This is a genomic window from Marinilactibacillus piezotolerans (genome assembly GCF_900114235.1).
Lineage (GTDB): Bacteria > Bacillota > Bacilli > Lactobacillales > Carnobacteriaceae_A > Marinilactibacillus > Marinilactibacillus piezotolerans.
The window spans coordinates 1-17,795 of sequence record NZ_FOSJ01000013.1 but is presented as its reverse complement, the minus strand read 5'-3'; the positions used below and the strand labels follow the sequence as shown (position 1 = coordinate 17,795).

Sequence of the window (17,795 nt, the reverse complement as noted above, 5' to 3'; positions counted from 1 at the left end):
AAAGGGCTTATAAGCAATTAACTGCTTATAAGCCCCTTTATTATGCTCCCATTTTCTGTCCTTTTTTCTGCATTTGATACATTTCGGCATAAGCTCCGTCATGAGCAAGCAGCGTCATATGATCTCCTTCTTCGACAATTTCTCCTTGGTCTAATACGAGGATCTGGTTAGCATGTTGGATCGTCGACAAGCGATGCGCGATAATAAAAGTGGTTCTTCCTTCTTTTAAAACATCCATTGCATGTTGAATAATATCTTCTGTTTCCGTGTCGATCGAACTAGTTGCTTCATCTAAAATAAGGATTTTTGGATTGAAAGCTAAAGCTCTAGCAAATGAAATTAATTGACGTTGGCCGGAACTTAAAGTACTTCCTTTTTCTACTACCGGTTCATCTAATCCCTTTTCGAATTTGCTCAACATATCTTCTCCACCGACATCTCTTAATGCTTTCAGAGCTGTTTCTCTAGAAATGTTCGGATTATCCAATGTAATATTTGATAGTATCGTTCCTGTGAATAAAAATGGATCTTGTAAAACGATTCCCATCTGTTCGCGGACAGATTGCCTAGAGTAAAGTTTTGTGTTTTGACCATCGATCTCGATGATTCCTTCCTGAGGATCATAGAAACGGAATAGTAAATTCATAATTGAACTCTTACCTGAACCAGTATGACCCACTAAAGCAACTGTTTGCCCAGGTTCAGCTGTAAAGTGAATCTGCTTTAGCACTTTCTTTTCTTCTGTATATCCAAATCCTACATTTGAAAATTTAACTCGGCCATTTGTAACGGTCAATTTTTCTGTTGCGTTTTCCTCTGATGCTTGATCCATCAGTTCAAAAACTCTGTCTCCAGCTGCAATGGCTTGCTGTACGAATGTCATTTGCTGAATAGTTCCTTTGATTGGCTCATAAAGTCGAGTAATGTAATCACTGAACAGATAAAGCATCCCAACAGATATTCCCAATGTTCCATTAATATATTGTGTACTAAAGTAGACCATCAAGATCAATAAGGTAATTCTTCTTAAAAAGTCTGCAACTGTAAATTGCGAACTGGCATCCAAGATGACGTATTTCTTCATCACATCGTACCATTCATCATTGATTTTAGAGAATTCTTCATCCATTTTTTCTTCTTGTTCGAAAGCTTGAATGATCGACATCCCCTGAATCGATTCATTGAATTTTGCATTGATATCGGAATTCAGATCTCGTTCTCTGCGATTATACACACCGGCAAATTTTGTATAAAATTTGCTCCAGAAATACATAATCGGAATCAGCACTAAGAGAATCAATCCTAAAATTTGATTAAACAGCATGATTGCTATAAATGTACCTATTACATACATAACATTCATGAGTATCTGGCCAATTGCATTAACATAGAATTGCTGCCGCAAGGATTCAGTATCATTTGTAATTCTAGCAACAACCTTTCCTGCAGGTAAGTTGTCAAAATACTCCACAGGTAGCTTTTGAACTTTTTCATATACTTGGTCCCGTATGATTTTAACTGAACCATTGGCAGCTTTCATTCTGATAATTTGACTAAGATAACGAAAGACTGCGGTTGATAGCATAAGCACAGCATAAATAACAATCAATTGCATTAATGTATCTCCAAAAGCTACTCCATTAGCAGCAGCTGGTGTTATTACATCATCAATGATTCTCTGTGCAATGATTGGTGCACCTAAATCAGTCACAGTTGAAAATAATAATAAGGCAATCCCGATACCAAACTGCCACTTGAAGTATTTCATATATGAGAGGAGTCTTTTAACAGTTCTCATTATTTCACCTCTCCTTTTACATCTGTTTCATTTGATTTAATTTCTTGACGTAGAAACTGTTCATAATACCAGCCTTTTTGTCTGATTAATTCATCATGCGTTCCACGTTCTAAGATTTTCCCGTTATCCATTACAATAATCTCGTCGGCTTGCTTGACTGCCGAGAGTCTATGCGTAGTGATAATTGAGGTTTTGTTTTTTCGAACTTTCTGGATGTTTTCGATAATATTTTGTTCCGTTTTTGCATCTACTGCTGACAGTGAATCATCTAAGATTAATATCTGCGGATCTTTAATCAGAGCACGAGCGATAGAGATTCTCTGTTTCTGTCCACCAGAAATCGACATTCCTTTCTCACCAATCAATGTATCCAATCCGCGTTCCATTTTTTTCAGATCATCTTCAAAGGATGCATTTCGAATACTGGCCATAATTTCTTCATCAGTAGCTTCTTTTTTACCAAATGCAATATTTTCTCTCACACTTCGACTAAATAACACATGATCTTGAGGTACATATCCGATCATCCTTCTAAGCGCCGGGTCCTGATACTGCTGGTAAGCAAACTCTCCCATATCAAAGGATCCTGTACCAATTGGATATTGATTCAGCAGCTGCCTTATAAGTGTTGTTTTACCGGAACCTGTTTTACCAACAATTCCCAATAATTTTCCTTTCTCTAAATCCAGATCCAGGTTTTCTAGATTAACGGATTCGCTGGATCCATATCGAAAGTTGAATTGATTGAACTGAATGTCCTTCACTTCAGTAATGTCTTCTTGCCCATCAAGTACAAGCCCATCAGTAGCATCCATGATTTCTTCGACACGACGCATTGATGCACTACCTTGTCTAAGAATCAATATCAGCTCAGAAACAGCAATGATCGGCCATATTGTCATTCCCAGATATAACTGAAAAGCAATCATATTGCCCACCGTTAAAGTTCCTGAAGCAACTAGGAAACTACCGTAACTAAGTGCAACAACTACACTAAGTCCTTCAAATATTTTGACAGTCGGCCCGAATACTGCTCCGGTTTTAGCAACAAGATTATTTTTGTTGTAAAGATCTTCAGTTTGTTTTTTGAATTTTTTAATAAAATCTTCTTCTTTAACGTATGCTCTTATGACTCTAGTACCATCTACCATTTCGAGGACGTCTTCATTCACTTTCGAAAATGATTTTTGTGCTGTCTCATAACGTTCATCTATCTCAGCGCCTTTTTTTCTAAACACATAGATCATTGGAACTAATGGTAAAATTGTCGCAGCAGTTAGCGCCCAGCTCACAGTGATTCCCATCATAGTCACTAGTACACCAAGATAAACAGTAGAGGTCATCAAGACTTCCATCCCGTAACCTGCAGTATCGGCTAGTGTGCGAATATCCTGCGTTCCGCGAGCCATTAAATCTCCTGTTCTAAATCTTTCAAAATAAGGAGCTCGCATTCGCAGCAAATGGCGCATCATTTTACTGCGCATTTGTTTCTGAAGCTTATAGGCACCTGAAAACAAGCCAAATACCCATGAGAAATCCAATAGATACGTTAAAATAATAAGGGCTATAAAAACAATACTATACATTTGTAGTCTTTGGGTATTCATAATTCCATTTACAATATCATCTATGATCATCCCTACAATATATGGGATAAGTACTGCACAAAGATTGCCTAAGCCCAGTGCTATGAATGAAAAAGTATATTGTAATGCATTTTCTTTAAAGAAAAACTTTAATTTTTTTATAACATCAAACATGAATTTATCCTTTCTTTTCTTTTTCAATAATGAAAAGTAGTTCACTCTCATGATTTTTATACCTTTTTTTGAAACGCTTATAAATTTTTTAAAGGTATTTTATTTAAGAAAGCGTTTTTTACACATAAAAAAGCCACGGGCTACCCTCTTAAAGAGAAATAGACCGTGGTAACTATGTGTGTTTTTTGAGTTCCTACAATTGCACACTGACAATTGTTACTACAAAAAACTAATCTACCATTCTATTTTGAAAAAGGAGGTATTGGGTCGTAAAATATTAACATATAATAACATTAGACTTGACTGCACTTGAGCGATTATTAAATTTTTCATGATGCAGTTCCTCCTTTTCTATGTAATATGTAATGTCTCTAAATGCTTTCATAAAAGCAAAAAGAAAATAAATATCTTAACAAAATTTACTATACACAATATTAAATCTAAATACAAGCTTTTATCTTAAACTTTTTTTAAATAGTTAAATTTGTCCTTTTTAAAACTAGTTATAATATACATAAGTTCAATTTTCTGTAATGTAAAAAAGAACCTTTCCGGTTTAAAGTTAAACCGTGAAGGTTCTTCGCTTATACATATTAGTCATTCTTTATTTCTCTCAAGTTTAAAGCTTCCAATAATATCTTTTCTGCATTCATCATACCATAGTCTTTTGTTTCAATGACGTGTACTTCAATTTTCTTTTCTTTCACTTTTTTAAGGAATTTTGATTTCATGTAGCGAACCTGCGGACCTAAAAGCAGTATATCTATTTCTTGAGAAATTAATCGAGCGTCTGCTTCATTAGCAGAAACTGCTGTAATTGTTACTTCTAGATTATGATTCTTTGCTGCTTTTCTCATCTTTGATACCAGCATATTCGTACTCATACCAGTGGCACAAACTAACAGTATATGTGTATTTGACATCACTCATCTCCCCTTTTATTTTAATGATCCACTTGTCCTTTTCTTCTAATCTACGTATTAATGTCCATCATTGAAAGAAAGATCAGCGCTTTTTCTTAATTTATAGAGTGTACGGTTCACTGCTTTAGCAAGAGTAGTCCATTCTGACAATTTTTCTTTTGCTTCAGGTTCTTCTATATGATTGATTACTCCGGCGAATACTTTAGCTTCCTCATACAAAGTATTTTCTGCTGCTGGATGAATTTCCACTTCTTTAACTGTTGAATTTTTGGCATTGATTTCTTCTAATTTCTCAATTCCTACTACTGCGTTCAAACGTAATGTCTTCTCTAAACTATATACTTCAGTAGGTAGGGTAGAAGTGGCAGTTTTCCCAAATAACAAGGTTACATCAAAGTCTTTATAACGAAGAATTGCAGTTCCTTTTCCATCTACTCCTGTGCGAACTTTTTGTGCAAAATAATGCGCTTCTTCAGGCTCTCCAAACCAGCTCACAGCTGCATAAAGCGTATAGATCCCCAGGTCCATTAAAGCTCCTCCAGCAAATCTAGGAGAGAAGATGTTTGGCTCTTCTCCTTTAAGAACAAGATCATATCTAGAAGAATATTTCATATATGTCAAAGTAGCACCTTGAATTTCATTTAAATTACTGATTTCTTCTTTAACCTTTTTAAAATTATCTTCATGAATGTGTCTAGCAGCTTCCACAAGCACTAGGCCATTTTTTTCAGCTGTTTTGCTGGCTTCTTCCCATTGATCTGGATTAGTAAATGCTGGCTTTTCCACAATAACATGTTTTCCATTTTCTAATGCTTGAATGGTTTGTTCGTAATGTAAACTATTCGGAGATGCTATATAAATTACATCAAGATCTTTATGACTAATAAATGCAGAAAAATTATCGATTGCTTCTTTTGAATGGTATGGCTCTCCAAAAGACTCTGCTTTACTTAATGTTCTTGAGTATACAGCTCTTAATTCGTACTGCTCTGTTTCCAGAGCGGCTTCAACAAATACTTCGCTTATATTGCTTGTTCCGATAACGCCTAATTGTAATTTTGTCATTCCTATCATCTCTTTTCTATTAATTTAATGTAATCACTACTAATTCCGGTCTATTATTGATTCTAAATGGAAAGCTTGAATTACCAATTCCTCTGGTAATAATCATTCTTTTTGACTGATCTTCTTCATCTGAAAATATGCCGTAGTCATATTTTGGAAATACCCCTTGTCCCGGAGCGATTGCACCACCAATAAAGGGAATCCGCATTTGTCCTGCATGAGTATGTCCAGATAAAATCAAATCCGGAGCCTTTGTTTTATCATCCAGATATTCTTTAAAATGCTCGGGGCGATGAGCGAGTAAAATTTTCGGCTGATTGCTCATTTCAGAAGTTAATTCTATATATTTTAACCTAGGCTTTGGGCTATCTTCTTCGGCAGGTCGTTCGGCTAATCCCATCAAGACAATCCCACCTTCGTCTTCTTTAAAAGTTACCCACTCTGCTTCATCAAGCAGCAATTTAACTTTAGTAGTACTTAGTACATAAGTTAAGTCTTCAAACTTAGCTGTCTGAATATCATGGTTTCCTGTCACCATGTATGTCGGGGCGGTAGCGCTTAAGCCGTCACATAATTTCCGAATCGGTACATCAGCCAGATCGGGTAACCCTCCTTGTACTAAATCTCCCGTTATGACGATTAAATCCGGATTAATATCTTTAACCTTCTGAATAACATTTTCAATGTATCCTTTATTATATCGAGGTTTAAGATGCGTATCAGATAATTGAAGAATCTTTTTACCCTTTATATTTTTATGTAACTTAGGAATCGTTACTGTATAATCATCTACTTCCAAATAATAGTTCTGAAGATAGAGATAAACTAGTAAACCCACAACCAGTAAAATAATGACTAAAAACCATACCATCTTTCTTTCCTCCTATGCTACCAATAGTTTACCATATCTAATAACATTAGATAAAATAGACACATCGGTAGCATTTCTACATATTTTTTAAATGTTGATGTTTAAATTATTGTACCACAAAAGCTTATAGTAAGCGGTTTAATTTTGAAATGTTCTAATAAAATAGTAAACTATGGATAGGCAGAAAGGAGTGTTTCAAATGCCACACTTAAATGATCCGATTCCTAATGGTTCTCATCCAATAGTTGACCCGGACGCTATCAAGAAACAGGATCCAGAAAATCTTGATCAGGAACAACTCAAGCCAGATGAAGAGAAAACAAAACCAGAAGATTTTGAAGCGTTTAATGTAGATAAAGTAGATCAGTTAGAAAGAGAGAAAAAAGATTATAAGGACTCAGAATAAGAAATAGAGGCCATCATCTCAAATATGATGGCCTCTATTTCTTTGAACTTTTAAACTTTTATGTATACGTAATATCTTTGCTGAGTTGAATTTTTCCGCTACTTTTGTAAAAGAATCATAGTAAAAAGCTACAGTAAGTGTCTTTTGCAAGACATTCACTATAGCTTAAGCCAATCACTATTTATTTAACCTTAAGTTTTTAAAAGAAATGCTTCTGATTAATTTCCGGTCTGAACATTCCTGTTCAACTAATGAAACTGTTGCAACTTTCATTTCAAATAAATCTTCAAGTTTCATTTTATGTTTGCTGAGTACTGAATCTAAAGGAATGTCAATTTCCCCATCAGCATTCTCGATGACTTCATCTTCCTCGATACACAATTCTTTTGACTCAGTCTCTGTTTCAATAACATAGATAAACTTTTTGTGTTTAATCTGCATACCTTCATTCCCATCTTATGCTTCGTATACCCTTATGATTTTGTATATATTTAATATATAGAATACTTAATGCTTTTACGATAATGAAATTATACCTTACTCATTTCAAAAAGTCTGTGTCTTTTTTTCGACTTTATATATAATATTCTCTAACCGTCACTAAATTGTTGAAATTACAATATTTATATAATAATTTCAGTCTTTTCAATACCTTAATCTATTACTTTTACCACACTAATCTCATACCGGATTTATTTTATAGTTCATCTACATAATGATTTGCTCTAAAATTTACAATCTATCGGGCTATACATCGTTTTGATATTTCAATACCGTTTATCTTAATTTCGTTCTATTTCATTGAGTAGTTAAAGTAGTTATTTACTATCATGGTATTAGTTATTATTTTCAAATTTTATAAATGAGTATCTAAAGATAGAAGCTTAATTTTTGTAAAGTTTAAGAGGTTAACAGGTCAATTAAAACGCATACACCTTAAAATTATAAATAGTTATTAAATTTTTAGATTACTAGATTGATATCTCTCATATTTTAACGTAGACTGATTAGAAGTCAGTTTGCTTGCAATTATTTTATAATATTACTTATAACTATTAAGATCGCACTTTTGTAAAGCTGATTAAATTTTGATAAAGGAGTTTTTATATGAATAAAGAACGGGAACACTGGGGATCTCGCTGGGGGTTTATTTTAGCCGCTATGGGATCAGCGGTAGGTCTTGGTAATATTTGGCGGTTTTCTTACGCTATGGGAGAAGGAGGCGGTTCTACTTTTCTGATTATTTACTTACTCAGTGTTATTTTAATTGGCTTTCCCGTTATGATGATTGAGTTTGCAATTGGCAGAAGGGCACAGACAGATGCTATTGATGCCTTTAAAAAACTTGCACCTAAATCTTTCTGGGTAATCGCCGGTGGTATGGGCGTACTTGCTGCTTTTATTATTCTTTCATTCTACGGAGTCATTGGTGGATGGTCATTGAAATATATCTTTTCCTATCTAACCGGAGGTGTTTCTGGCAATACAGAGACCTACTTTACAGAATTTGTCGGTTCTACTTTTGAACCTATTGGATGGCAATTCCTATTTATGGGTATTACTGTTGCAATTGTCATGTTAGGAGTCCAAAAGGGTATTGAAACTTCCTCAAAATGGATGATGCCGATTTTAAGTATTCTATTGATTGTTTTAGCTGGATATAGCTTAACTTTAGGTGGTGCTGGTGAAGCGTTAACCTTTATGTTTCATCCTGACTGGTCTGCTTTCACTGATCCTAGTGTTTATTTTGCAGCAGTTGGTCAAGCATTCTTCACATTAAGCCTTGGAATGGGTATCATGTTGACGTATGGTAGTTATTTGAGTCCTAATGAAAAACTTACCTCTTCAGCCGCTTATATAATCATTCTTGATACATTATTTGCTATTATTGCTGGACTAGTTGTTTTCCCTGCTTTATTCGCGTTTGATTTAGACCCTACTCAAGGAGCAGGGCTGGTATTCATTGTATTACCGACTATTTTTGAAGGAATCAGCGGTATAGGTCTAGTCGTTGGGGTAGCATTCTTTATTCTATTAGCATTAGCTGCTCTTTCTTCAGGAATTTCACTGTTAGAAGTGGTTGTTGCTTATTTAATACGCCGGCTTGGAGTATCACGTAAATTAGCAACCCTTGGCATCGGGTTCATAATTTTCTTAGTTGGAGTTCCGTCTTCTCTGAGTCAGGGGGCAGTTTCAATTGAAGTATTTGGAGATCCCTTCCTGGACTTTATGGATAAATTCTCAGGCAGTCTCTTACTCCCGCTTGGTGGATTAATTGTTGCAATCTATGGTACCTGGTCTTGGAAATCTGATGAACTATTAGAACACACTGATCTTAAAGGTGTTGCCTGGGCTCCAGCATTTTTGTTCTTTGCCAAGTTTGTTGCGCCAATAGCTATTTTAATTATTCTCGTATTTGGAATGTTAAGCTGGTAAGTATCAATACAATTAAAATAACCCTTCCTTGTAAAATCATAAGGAAGGGTTATTTATTTAAACTGATCATTCACGAAGCTAATTATTCTTATTATTGAATGTCTTTTGTATTTGATTTATTTGCTTCTTCATCAATCTTATTATCTAAACGTGATAATTGTTTCTTAGCAAATTCACGTCCACCAAGACCAAATGATAAGGCAAAGGCAACAGCTAATCCACCTATAATACAAATGAATGCTGCTTGAACGATAGCTGAAGCAAAGTTTAGTTGATCTAATGCCATAAAGATTGAAAATACAATCAGGATATATTTGATCAGCATTCCAGCTAACATACTACCTGTTGTATTTTTAATAGCTGATGACAACATTTGACCGCCAACAAATCCTAATCCAATAATAATCGCAGCAAACAGCACATTTGGAAGATATCCAATCACTACGCTTAGAATAGAATTTAGCATTTCAAGATTTAATGCATTTAAAGCTTCTACCAGGAAGAATAATCCAATCAATACTGCAACTGTCTGTCCAGCAATTTTAGCTAAATCCAAGTTCATGTTACTTGATTTTTTCAAGTAAGAAGAATACTTATTCAATCCTGCACTTTTCAGTAGATCAGTTAAAATCATTCCAGCAAACTTAGCAATCGCAAATCCTACAATTAACAATACAACTGCTACTAAAATATTTGGAATCGCTGATAATATCGTATTCAATACTGAGCTGATTGGTTCAGCAATTGAATTAATATTCAATACTTCAAGTGCTACCAAAATAATTGGAATAACAATTAAGAAATATACAATGTTTGCTAACACAGATGCTAATGTCCCTTTGTTCTTTTTAACTTCTGCATCATTTGTATCTCCACCTGTCAATTTAGCTAAGTGTTTATCTATATTCGCTGCTACAGCAACATTATACACTAGATTTTTGACAAGTTTAGCTGCGAATAATCCTAATATAAGAACAATTCCAGCTGCAATGATATTTGGAATAAATACCAGCACTGTATCGATCATGTTCATAATCGGTTGACCGATAGAATCTAATCCAAATGTAGAGAAGATACCTGGTAAAAACAATACCCAAACCAGATAATAAGCTACTTTACTTAATGTATCAATCAGAGCATGCGACTGCTCTTCGGTTTTCGTAGCGCCCCATTTTTGAAAATATTTACCAATTCCAATTGCTTTTAATCCTTTTGAAACTGCCTTGCCTACTAATGTCGCAACTATCCATGCAACTATAATAAGAACAATACCTAATAATAACTGCGGCAAGTAATCCACAAATGAATTAAATCCATTTTGAACTGAATTTCCTACGTTATCCATATAAAATCTCTCCTTTTTTTGTATTTAACTACTTATTTAGTATAGAGAGAGTCCTATCTATACAAACAATACGCATTAAATAAAGCTAGCCAACTGATAACACGCTGGCTAGCCTACAAAACTTGTATTCAAAAAGTAACTATCTAATTTTTGTTTATATACATGTAATGCTCTGGTTTTTCATCAAAATAAAAGACGCCTATTCCTCCAATACCCAAATGAGCTGCTAAGACGGCTCCTAAGTCTAAAATTTGAGTTGTTACCCTAGGTAAAGCAGTTTTTACCATATTTTCCAGTTTTTGTGCTGATTCTAAATCATTTACATGACTGATCGTAATAAGTTGATCATCGAATGTCCCAACACCATCAGTAACATCTTTGATGATTTTTTTATAGATGCGTTCTTGCCCGCGGACAAGCTTCTTGACGATTATACCTGTGTGATCTACTGTCAGATATGGCTTGATATTAAGTGCGGTCCCCGCAGCACCTGCTACTTTGGAGACTCTCCCACCTTTTACCAGCCAGTTCAAATTATTTAGAGTAAAATTATATTTAATATGTTTCGCATTTTTCCTAGTCTGTTCGACAATCGTTTCAAATGATAATCCATTTTTCACCATTTCCAGTGCCTGAATGGCCAGTAATGCTCCTCCACCTGCACCGCCTAATGAATCTATCACCTCCACCTTCATCTCTGGATGATTGGTTTTGTATTCACTGATTAGAGAATGCGCAACTTGAAAAGTACCAGAAATCTGACTATAAATAGAAATATAAATCACATCTTCATTTCTACTTCGACAATCATTCAGTATATCTAAAAGCGACTGAGGAGAAATTTGTGAAGTTTTAGGAAGAATACCTTGCTTCATATATTCATGCACCTGTTTTAAAGATATTTCTTTTTGGTCTAAGTAATCTTTATCCTTGATAATGACACTTAATGGCAAAAATTCATATTCATATTCTTTTTTCATAAAATCATTTTGATCGATTCCTGAATCAATAACTATTTTTATCATTTTTTACCCTACTTTCTTAAACAAATTTCCTAACTTCAACTCTTTAAGATCTCGTCTATTTCAGCAGTCGTCAATTTATTGACACTGTATCGGTTCCAAATTTCAGCTAAATGTTTTGAAGAAGCGTGTCCATATATTCTTACCGCTGTTTCTTTCCATTGCTTTAGTAAATTATAGTTACTAGAATTATTTTCATCTTTAGGGGGGCTAAGTATTTGATTAGTTTCTCTATTGCCGTTAAGTTTGATATTTACTTCCTGCATTTCAACATCACTATCTTCTTTTCCTTGCCAGATTTCATCGGGAATCACTAATACATAAAGATCTTTTTGTAGATATACATAAAAAAAACCTTTATTGATCAATGGCGCAATAATTTCAAGCTGTTTTAAATCCTGAAATCCAATTGCCTGTTCCATCTGATCTCCAAATTTTTCCAGCAACTCTACTACAACAGGTTTGTAGAACTGTTGAAATTGAATATATATACTTTCAAATAATTCCTGAACTAAGTGTTCTTTTTTCCAGCTTTTTCTTATAGATAAATTTAGATTTTCTGAAATTTCTATTAATTGTTTTTTTGTACAATTTTCTAAATTTTCTTCCAGTGAGGTCGAGATTACTTTTTTTATTATAGGAAAACTTACCTGTGATTCCAATTTTTTCATCCTCTTTTGTCCTTTTAATATTTATACCACTCTATTTCAGTGACTTCTACTTCATAATTGCTTTCAATAAACTGTATAACCTTCTGCAATACTTTTTCACAAAGTACTCCGTTATTACCTACTATGCCAACTCCAAGAACCGCTTTATTCCAAGTATCCATATCAGCTACTTCTGCTACACTTACATTATACTGATTTTTCACCTTATGAAGAATACTTTTAATGACACTTCTCTTATCTTTTAGAGAATAAGAATCAAAAATCAGAATCGTCAGTTCCATACCTATCAAAACCAATGTATATTCCACCTCAAATTCAAAATATATAATATAATTGTATCTAAATAAAGGTGCTTCATTCCTAATTGGAGAATTGTTTTAACTAATTAATCATACCATAATTTTCAAAATGGGTAAAAGTACACATAAGGCAACTTAGAATATAATTATGCCAGCTACTGGTCTATTTATAACTATTAATAAATCTATCGGTTATTAGTTTTATTAATTAATAGAGACACACAATCTGCTCTTCGGTTTATATGATTTCATAAAATAGTTTTTATATTTTTTTAGACTCTTTTCATTTTATTGTGATAAAATAGGGAAAGTAAAAATTAAAATATATTTAAAGGAGATCTTTATGCAGTACCTATGGATGATAGTTAAAGGAATGATCATTGGAATCACTAACGTGATACCTGGAGTTTCTGGGGGAACAATGGCTGTTTCATTTGGGATATATGATGATATTATACATGCTGTAACTCATGTCAAAAGTGAATTTAAAAAAAGTTCTAAGGTTTTAGGACCATTAGCTATCGGTGCTTTAATCGGTATTGCTGGTTTTTCATATTTTATTGAAGTATTACTTGATCAATATACACTAGCAACTGCTGTCGCGTTTATTGGATTAATACTTGGTGGATTACCAATTCTCTGGAATTCTTTCCAGAAAAGCAAATTACAAGAAAACCAATCGTTTAATTTTCTGCACGTACTTTTCTTCTTAATCTTCTTCGGTATCGTAGCTTGGATGTCTTTTGCAGATACTGTAGGAAACGGTGCTGAGTCGATTTCACTTAGTTTTGAAAATGTACTGGCGTTGTTTCTGGTAGGTGTTGCTTCTGCCGCAGCGATGGTTGTTCCCGGGGTAAGTGGTTCATTATTGATGCTGATTTTAGGATTCTACTACGCTGTTATTTATACGATTAATCAATTTAATGCTGCATTATCCAATTTTGATTTGGATACTTTACTTCCTTTTGGTACTTTATTAGCTGCTTATGCTATTGGAATGTTAGTAGGTATTATTCTCATCAGTAAAGTCATTGATTACTTTTTCCAGACTAAACCAACTTATACATACGCAAGTATTTTAGGTTTAGTAGTAGCTTCACCCATCGCTATTTTAACTAATACGAGTGCGATTGCTGATTTACAATCTGGTAGATCAATCTGGTATTATTTATTAACAATTTTACTTGGTGTCCTGTGTTTTGCTTTGACTTTTGTTTTAGGCAGAACTGAAGATACAGCCGATACAATTGAAGACTAAAAAAACTCTTACTATGATGAAGGATCGGTCAAAAACCGATCCTCCTCATTCAGTAAGAGTTTTTATTGAATAATCTCTTGTACTCTTCCTACTTGGTCTTGTTCTTCCAGCATTACTTTTATGCCATGCGGGTGTTGTGGACTATTTGTCAGGATTCTTTTCACATGCCCCCTAGTTAGTGTGCCCGATCTCTGATCTTTCTTTAATACAATATCGACTAAAGCACCTATTTTAATATTTGCTCTTTTCTTTCCATCCATTAGCTGTCCTGCTCTCTAATATTATTTAGCTGCTTCTAAATTCTCTTCTTCTTTTTGTGCAGCGTTTTGATCTTCATCATCTTGATTTTCTAAATCGTCAATTAAATTATTCATTAATCGGATTTCTTCTTTCTGTGTTTTAATTATACCATCAGCGAGCTCTCGAACTCTAGGGTCAGATATATTTGCGCGTTCGCTCGTTAAAATCGCAATGGAATGATGAGGAATCATAGCTTTCATATAAGCAGTATCATCAACGGTTATCTGACTTCTAACTAACCAAAGTGAAACACCAAAAACGACAATAGATGCTGCAAGAATAATACTGTTGATTTTCTTATTCTTATACATTTTCCACATAAACAGTATCATAATCAGTGCCATAAAAGCACCCATCATAATCGCCATATATACTCTCGTTTCACTAAACTTTACATCGGTAAATTCAAAGACATTCAAAAACATTAAAATATACATAATAACTGTTGACGTCAAAATCATGAGTCCAAATCTAATATATTGCTTCATTTTATTTTCCTCCAATAAATATTATTCTTCTGTATCAATATTTTTCAGTATTTTTCTATATAGATTTTCCGTTCTCTGATCGAACGCTACGAGTATTACTGTGATTTCACTTGTTTGTTTTTCTAAAAAATCTAAGATGGTATGGATTGCGATTTGAGCTGCTTCTTCAGCAGGATAGTGATAGATTCCTGTACTAATTGCTGGAAAAGCAATAGATTTCAAGTGATGTTTCTTAGCAATTCCCAATGAGCTTCTGTAACAACTTTCCAGCAATTTATCTTCTTCATGTTTTCCATCTCTATATACAGGTCCCACTGTATGGATAACATATTTAGCAGGTAAATTAAAACCTTCTGTTAACTTCGCTTCACCCGTTTCTGCTCCGCCTAGTTTCTTACATGCTTCTTTCAGTTCAGGACCAGCTGCTTGGTGAATTGCTCCATCTACCCCACCTCCGCCTAAAAGAGACTTATTTGCAGCATTAACGATAGCATCCACTTCAACCTGAGTGATATCCCCTTGCCAGATGCTGATTTTTTCTTCCATTCAATCCCTCCTTTTTATGAAAATCTATGTATCTATCGTATAATCTTCAGAAGGATTGAGCAAATAAAAGAGCCTAGTCATAGTAGACTGGCTCTTGAAAGGTGATTGCTATTCTATTTTACTCGGTATAGTTTCTACTTTTTTACCTAATAAGAACACCATTGCGATTATGGCTATAAATGTAATAGGTAAAGTAATCCAAATATTAATACCCATTGCTGAAGGAAGATATCCAAACACTATAGAAATTGTTCCTACTGCCAATGCATAAGGAAGTTGTGTTTTAACGTGATCAATCAAATTAGATCCAGCTCCCATCGAAGACAAGATAGTTGTATCAGAAATCGGTGAGCTGTGATCCCCAAATATTGCTCCTGTTAGAACTGCTCCTGCAGACATAATTACAAATTCTGAATTACCAGGATCCAGTGCTGTTGCCAAAGGAATTGCCAGGGGCATTAAAATACCCATTGTCCCGTAAGAAGTTCCTGTAGAAAAGGATATAATTGCTCCTAAGATAAAGATAATAGTTGGAAGCAAGACTGGTGGCATCGTATCTCCTAAGAGAGATACTAGATAATCTGCTGTACCTAATTCATTCATTACAGTTGATAGTGACCAGGCAAGCAATAATACCACACCTGTTATCATTAGTGTTTTCATTCCTTTTATCCAAATATCTATACCTTTGCTGAACGTGAATAATTCTTGCGAAACGCCCATTACTAGTGCAATGATACTAGATATTAATGCAGCTTGGAACAGAACAACAGATGCATCTGAAGCCCCAAATGTCTCTCTTATTGTCGCAAAGGAGAATGGAGAATTGATCACTTCTTGTGCCAATAGGGTATTATCTCCACCTATAATAGCAGTTCTACCATTCATATAAAATCCTGCAAAACTAAATACAATTAAACTCCCGATTGGAATGAGTGCATTCCAAATGGTTGCTTTATTTTTATTCAACACTTCTTGCTCTTCTTCATCCGTTTCTACTTCAGAATTTTCAGCAATCAGCATTCCAGTGTCTCTTGCCCGTTCCTGTGCTTTTTTCATTGGACCGAATTCTCTCAAAGTAAGAGAAGTTACTACAACAAAAAGGAGCATCAGTATATTATAGAATCGGTAAGGTAACGTCTGCAGAAAAATTCCGTAAGCATTGACATCTTGGCCAATCGACTGATAAGCATCATTTATAAGCCCTACCTCATAGCCGATCCATGTTGAAACTAATGCGATTCCTGCAATAGGAGCAGCTGTCGCATCTATCACAAATGCTAATCTTTCTCTGGAAATTTTCATTTTATCTGTTACCGGACGCATGATGGGTCCAACAATCAAAGCATTCGCATAGTCATCAAAGAAAATCAGCACGCCAAGTGCCCATGTAATCAGTTGCGCACTTACCGGACCTTTTGCTCGTTTTGCCAGGCTTTCTGCGACTGCTTGTGCCCCCCCCATACTAGTGACCAGCGCGATCAATCCTCCGATCGTCATGACCTGCAGAATAATCCCTGCATTCCACGGATCTGCCAGTGATCCTAGAATATAATCCACAATATCAGTAAATCCATAAATAATTGCTAATAGTATATTGCTTCCATAATAAAACTGCATAATGATTGTGCCTGAAAAAATACCAACAAATAATGACATGACAACATTTTTGGTTATAAAGGCTAAAATAATTGCGATGATAGGCGGGATCAAAGTCATCCATCCAATTGATCCGGCTAAGCTTGTCTCTACTTCTTCAGCAAAAACGGGTGCTGGAATCAAGAATATAAGTGCGGTAAATAAGGTAATCCAACTAAACTTCTTTAACATTGTAAATCTCCAATCATTTTCTTTGATATCTCATAATAAATCTATGAAATTATTCACTTACTATTAAGTATAAAAAAAGCACTTAAGGCACTATCACCCTAAATGCTAGAAATTTGCATATAGTCTGATAGTGCTCCACGAAAATCTCGTGACAGTGCTCCGCTTATTAAACGAAACCCCAGCAGATAAATTATGACTGTTTTCATCTACTTCGGCAAAGAACCCTTTCGGACTCAATCAACGGGTGTCACCCTACTGAATCGTACTGATTTTCTTTGCGCCTCTATCTTTATTACAATTTAATATAAATCAGTTTACAAGGAATCAAAAAGAATTGCAAGTTGCATTTATAACTTTTAATATTTTCAGTATATATTTTGTTGTTAGAGTTACTATTAAAAGAGTCATTTTTATGATTTTATTTTAGTAAAAAAGAGAGCGTCAAGAAGTTTGTGTAAATAAAAAGTTCCTTCTGTAAAAAACTTATCTTTCTTCTAGTTCTCCAAACATTTCCCAAAGTTCTGCTTCAGCTTGTTGGAAACCGCGGTGGCTTCGAGTTAAAAATTTCTGATTGTACAGATCAAAATTTGAGACTAAAAAGCGATCCATAGATTCTTCATTTTGAAATTGCTCTTTACGCCGACTGTATTTTTTAATTTGTTTGTTAAAAGACTCAATCAAATTAGTGGAGTACAAGCTTCTTCGGATTGAAGCAGGAAAGTCATAAAAGGTCAGTAAGCTATCGTTCTCTAAAATAGATTTGGTTACTCTAGGGTA

18 protein-coding genes and 1 riboswitch are annotated in these 17,795 nt (G+C 34.5%); of the genes, 3 read left to right on the top strand and 15 right to left on the bottom strand.

Annotated elements, in window-relative coordinates; genetic code table 11:
- Positions 1 to 40 precede the first annotated feature (40 nt).
- The 5 genes from BM212_RS04725 to BM212_RS04705 form a co-directional block, all read right to left on the bottom strand.
- On the bottom strand, positions 41 to 1,798 hold the full coding sequence (locus BM212_RS04725; protein WP_072695326.1) for an ABC transporter ATP-binding protein: 1,758 nt from the start codon (positions 1,796 to 1,798) through the stop codon (positions 41 to 43).
- Entirely contained in the window at positions 1,798 to 3,558 is a 1,761-nt protein-coding gene (locus tag BM212_RS04720; protein WP_177206324.1) for an ABC transporter ATP-binding protein, read from the bottom strand. Before BM212_RS04720 ends, BM212_RS04725 begins: the two co-directional genes overlap by 1 nt.
- A 593-nt stretch (positions 3,559 to 4,151) precedes the next feature.
- Complete coding sequence (locus tag BM212_RS04715) at positions 4,152 to 4,481, bottom strand: PTS sugar transporter subunit IIB (protein ID WP_072695328.1); 330 nt, start codon at positions 4,479 to 4,481, stop codon at positions 4,152 to 4,154.
- Between the two features lie 57 nt (positions 4,482 to 4,538).
- Positions 4,539 to 5,546 (bottom strand): Gfo/Idh/MocA family protein, encoded by a 1,008-nt coding sequence (locus BM212_RS04710; protein WP_091896783.1) that lies wholly within the window; start codon positions 5,544 to 5,546, stop codon positions 4,539 to 4,541.
- Between the two features lie 19 nt (positions 5,547 to 5,565).
- Complete coding sequence (locus BM212_RS04705) at positions 5,566 to 6,417, bottom strand: metallophosphoesterase (RefSeq protein WP_072695332.1); 852 nt, start codon at positions 6,415 to 6,417, stop codon at positions 5,566 to 5,568.
- A gap of 199 nt (positions 6,418 to 6,616) precedes the next feature.
- On the opposite strand from BM212_RS04705, the gene BM212_RS04700 reads away from it, so the two are divergent.
- Positions 6,617 to 6,823 carry a hypothetical protein gene (locus BM212_RS04700; RefSeq protein ID WP_072695334.1) on the top strand — a complete coding sequence of 69 codons (207 nt, stop codon included), beginning with the start codon at positions 6,617 to 6,619 and terminating at the stop codon, positions 6,821 to 6,823.
- 177 nt (positions 6,824 to 7,000) lie between these two features.
- On the opposite strand, the gene BM212_RS04695 is transcribed toward BM212_RS04700, so the two are convergent.
- The gene (locus BM212_RS04695; RefSeq protein WP_091896779.1) at positions 7,001 to 7,264 is read right to left on the bottom strand and encodes a hypothetical protein; all 264 of its coding nucleotides are present in this window, start codon (positions 7,262 to 7,264) and stop codon (positions 7,001 to 7,003) included.
- Between the two features lie 666 nt (positions 7,265 to 7,930).
- Between BM212_RS04695 and BM212_RS04690 the strand changes: the two genes are divergently transcribed.
- The gene (locus BM212_RS04690; protein WP_091896776.1) at positions 7,931 to 9,259 is read left to right on the top strand and encodes a sodium-dependent transporter; all 1,329 of its coding nucleotides are present in this window, start codon (positions 7,931 to 7,933) and stop codon (positions 9,257 to 9,259) included.
- A 91-nt stretch (positions 9,260 to 9,350) separates the two neighbouring features.
- Here BM212_RS04690 and BM212_RS04685 read toward each other — a convergent pair whose 3' ends face one another.
- The 4 genes from BM212_RS04685 to BM212_RS04670 form a co-directional block, all read right to left on the bottom strand.
- The gene (locus BM212_RS04685) at positions 9,351 to 10,604 is read right to left on the bottom strand and encodes a mechanosensitive ion channel (RefSeq protein ID WP_091896773.1); all 1,254 of its coding nucleotides are present in this window, start codon (positions 10,602 to 10,604) and stop codon (positions 9,351 to 9,353) included.
- Positions 10,605 to 10,747: 143 nt separating this feature from the next.
- On the bottom strand, positions 10,748 to 11,629 hold the full coding sequence (locus tag BM212_RS04680; protein ID WP_091896771.1) for a DegV family protein: 882 nt from the start codon (positions 11,627 to 11,629) through the stop codon (positions 10,748 to 10,750).
- 35 nt (positions 11,630 to 11,664) lie between these two features.
- Positions 11,665 to 12,297 carry a hypothetical protein gene (locus BM212_RS04675; protein WP_091896768.1) on the bottom strand — a complete coding sequence of 211 codons (633 nt, stop codon included), beginning with the start codon at positions 12,295 to 12,297 and terminating at the stop codon, positions 11,665 to 11,667.
- 14 nt (positions 12,298 to 12,311) lie between these two features.
- Positions 12,312 to 12,593 (bottom strand): DUF503 domain-containing protein, encoded by a 282-nt coding sequence (locus tag BM212_RS04670; protein ID WP_072695343.1) that lies wholly within the window; start codon positions 12,591 to 12,593, stop codon positions 12,312 to 12,314.
- A gap of 346 nt (positions 12,594 to 12,939) precedes the next feature.
- Between BM212_RS04670 and BM212_RS04665 the strand changes: the two genes are divergently transcribed.
- Positions 12,940 to 13,854 carry a DUF368 domain-containing protein gene (locus BM212_RS04665; protein ID WP_091896765.1) on the top strand — a complete coding sequence of 305 codons (915 nt, stop codon included), beginning with the start codon at positions 12,940 to 12,942 and terminating at the stop codon, positions 13,852 to 13,854.
- A gap of 62 nt (positions 13,855 to 13,916) precedes the next feature.
- On the opposite strand, the gene BM212_RS04660 is transcribed toward BM212_RS04665, so the two are convergent.
- The 5 genes from BM212_RS04660 to BM212_RS04640 form a co-directional block, all read right to left on the bottom strand.
- Entirely contained in the window at positions 13,917 to 14,114 is a 198-nt protein-coding gene (locus BM212_RS04660) for a YwbE family protein (protein ID WP_091896762.1), read from the bottom strand.
- Positions 14,115 to 14,135: 21 nt separating this feature from the next.
- A complete protein-coding gene (locus BM212_RS04655) occupies positions 14,136 to 14,642 on the bottom strand; it encodes a DUF305 domain-containing protein (RefSeq protein WP_091896759.1) in 507 nt (168 codons plus the stop codon).
- Positions 14,643 to 14,663: 21 nt separating this feature from the next.
- Positions 14,664 to 15,188, bottom strand: coding sequence for an O-acetyl-ADP-ribose deacetylase (locus BM212_RS04650; RefSeq protein WP_091896756.1), 525 nt, complete (start codon positions 15,186 to 15,188; stop codon positions 14,664 to 14,666).
- 108 nt (positions 15,189 to 15,296) lie between these two features.
- On the bottom strand, positions 15,297 to 17,018 hold the full coding sequence (locus BM212_RS04645; protein WP_091896753.1) for a Na+/H+ antiporter NhaC family protein: 1,722 nt from the start codon (positions 17,016 to 17,018) through the stop codon (positions 15,297 to 15,299).
- Positions 17,019 to 17,138: 120 nt separating this feature from the next.
- Positions 17,139 to 17,312, bottom strand: a riboswitch (Lysine riboswitch).
- Positions 17,313 to 17,501: 189 nt separating this feature from the next.
- A partial coding sequence (locus BM212_RS04640) for a transposase (protein ID WP_177206322.1) occupies positions 17,502 to 17,795 on the bottom strand: 294 nt, incomplete at its 5' end.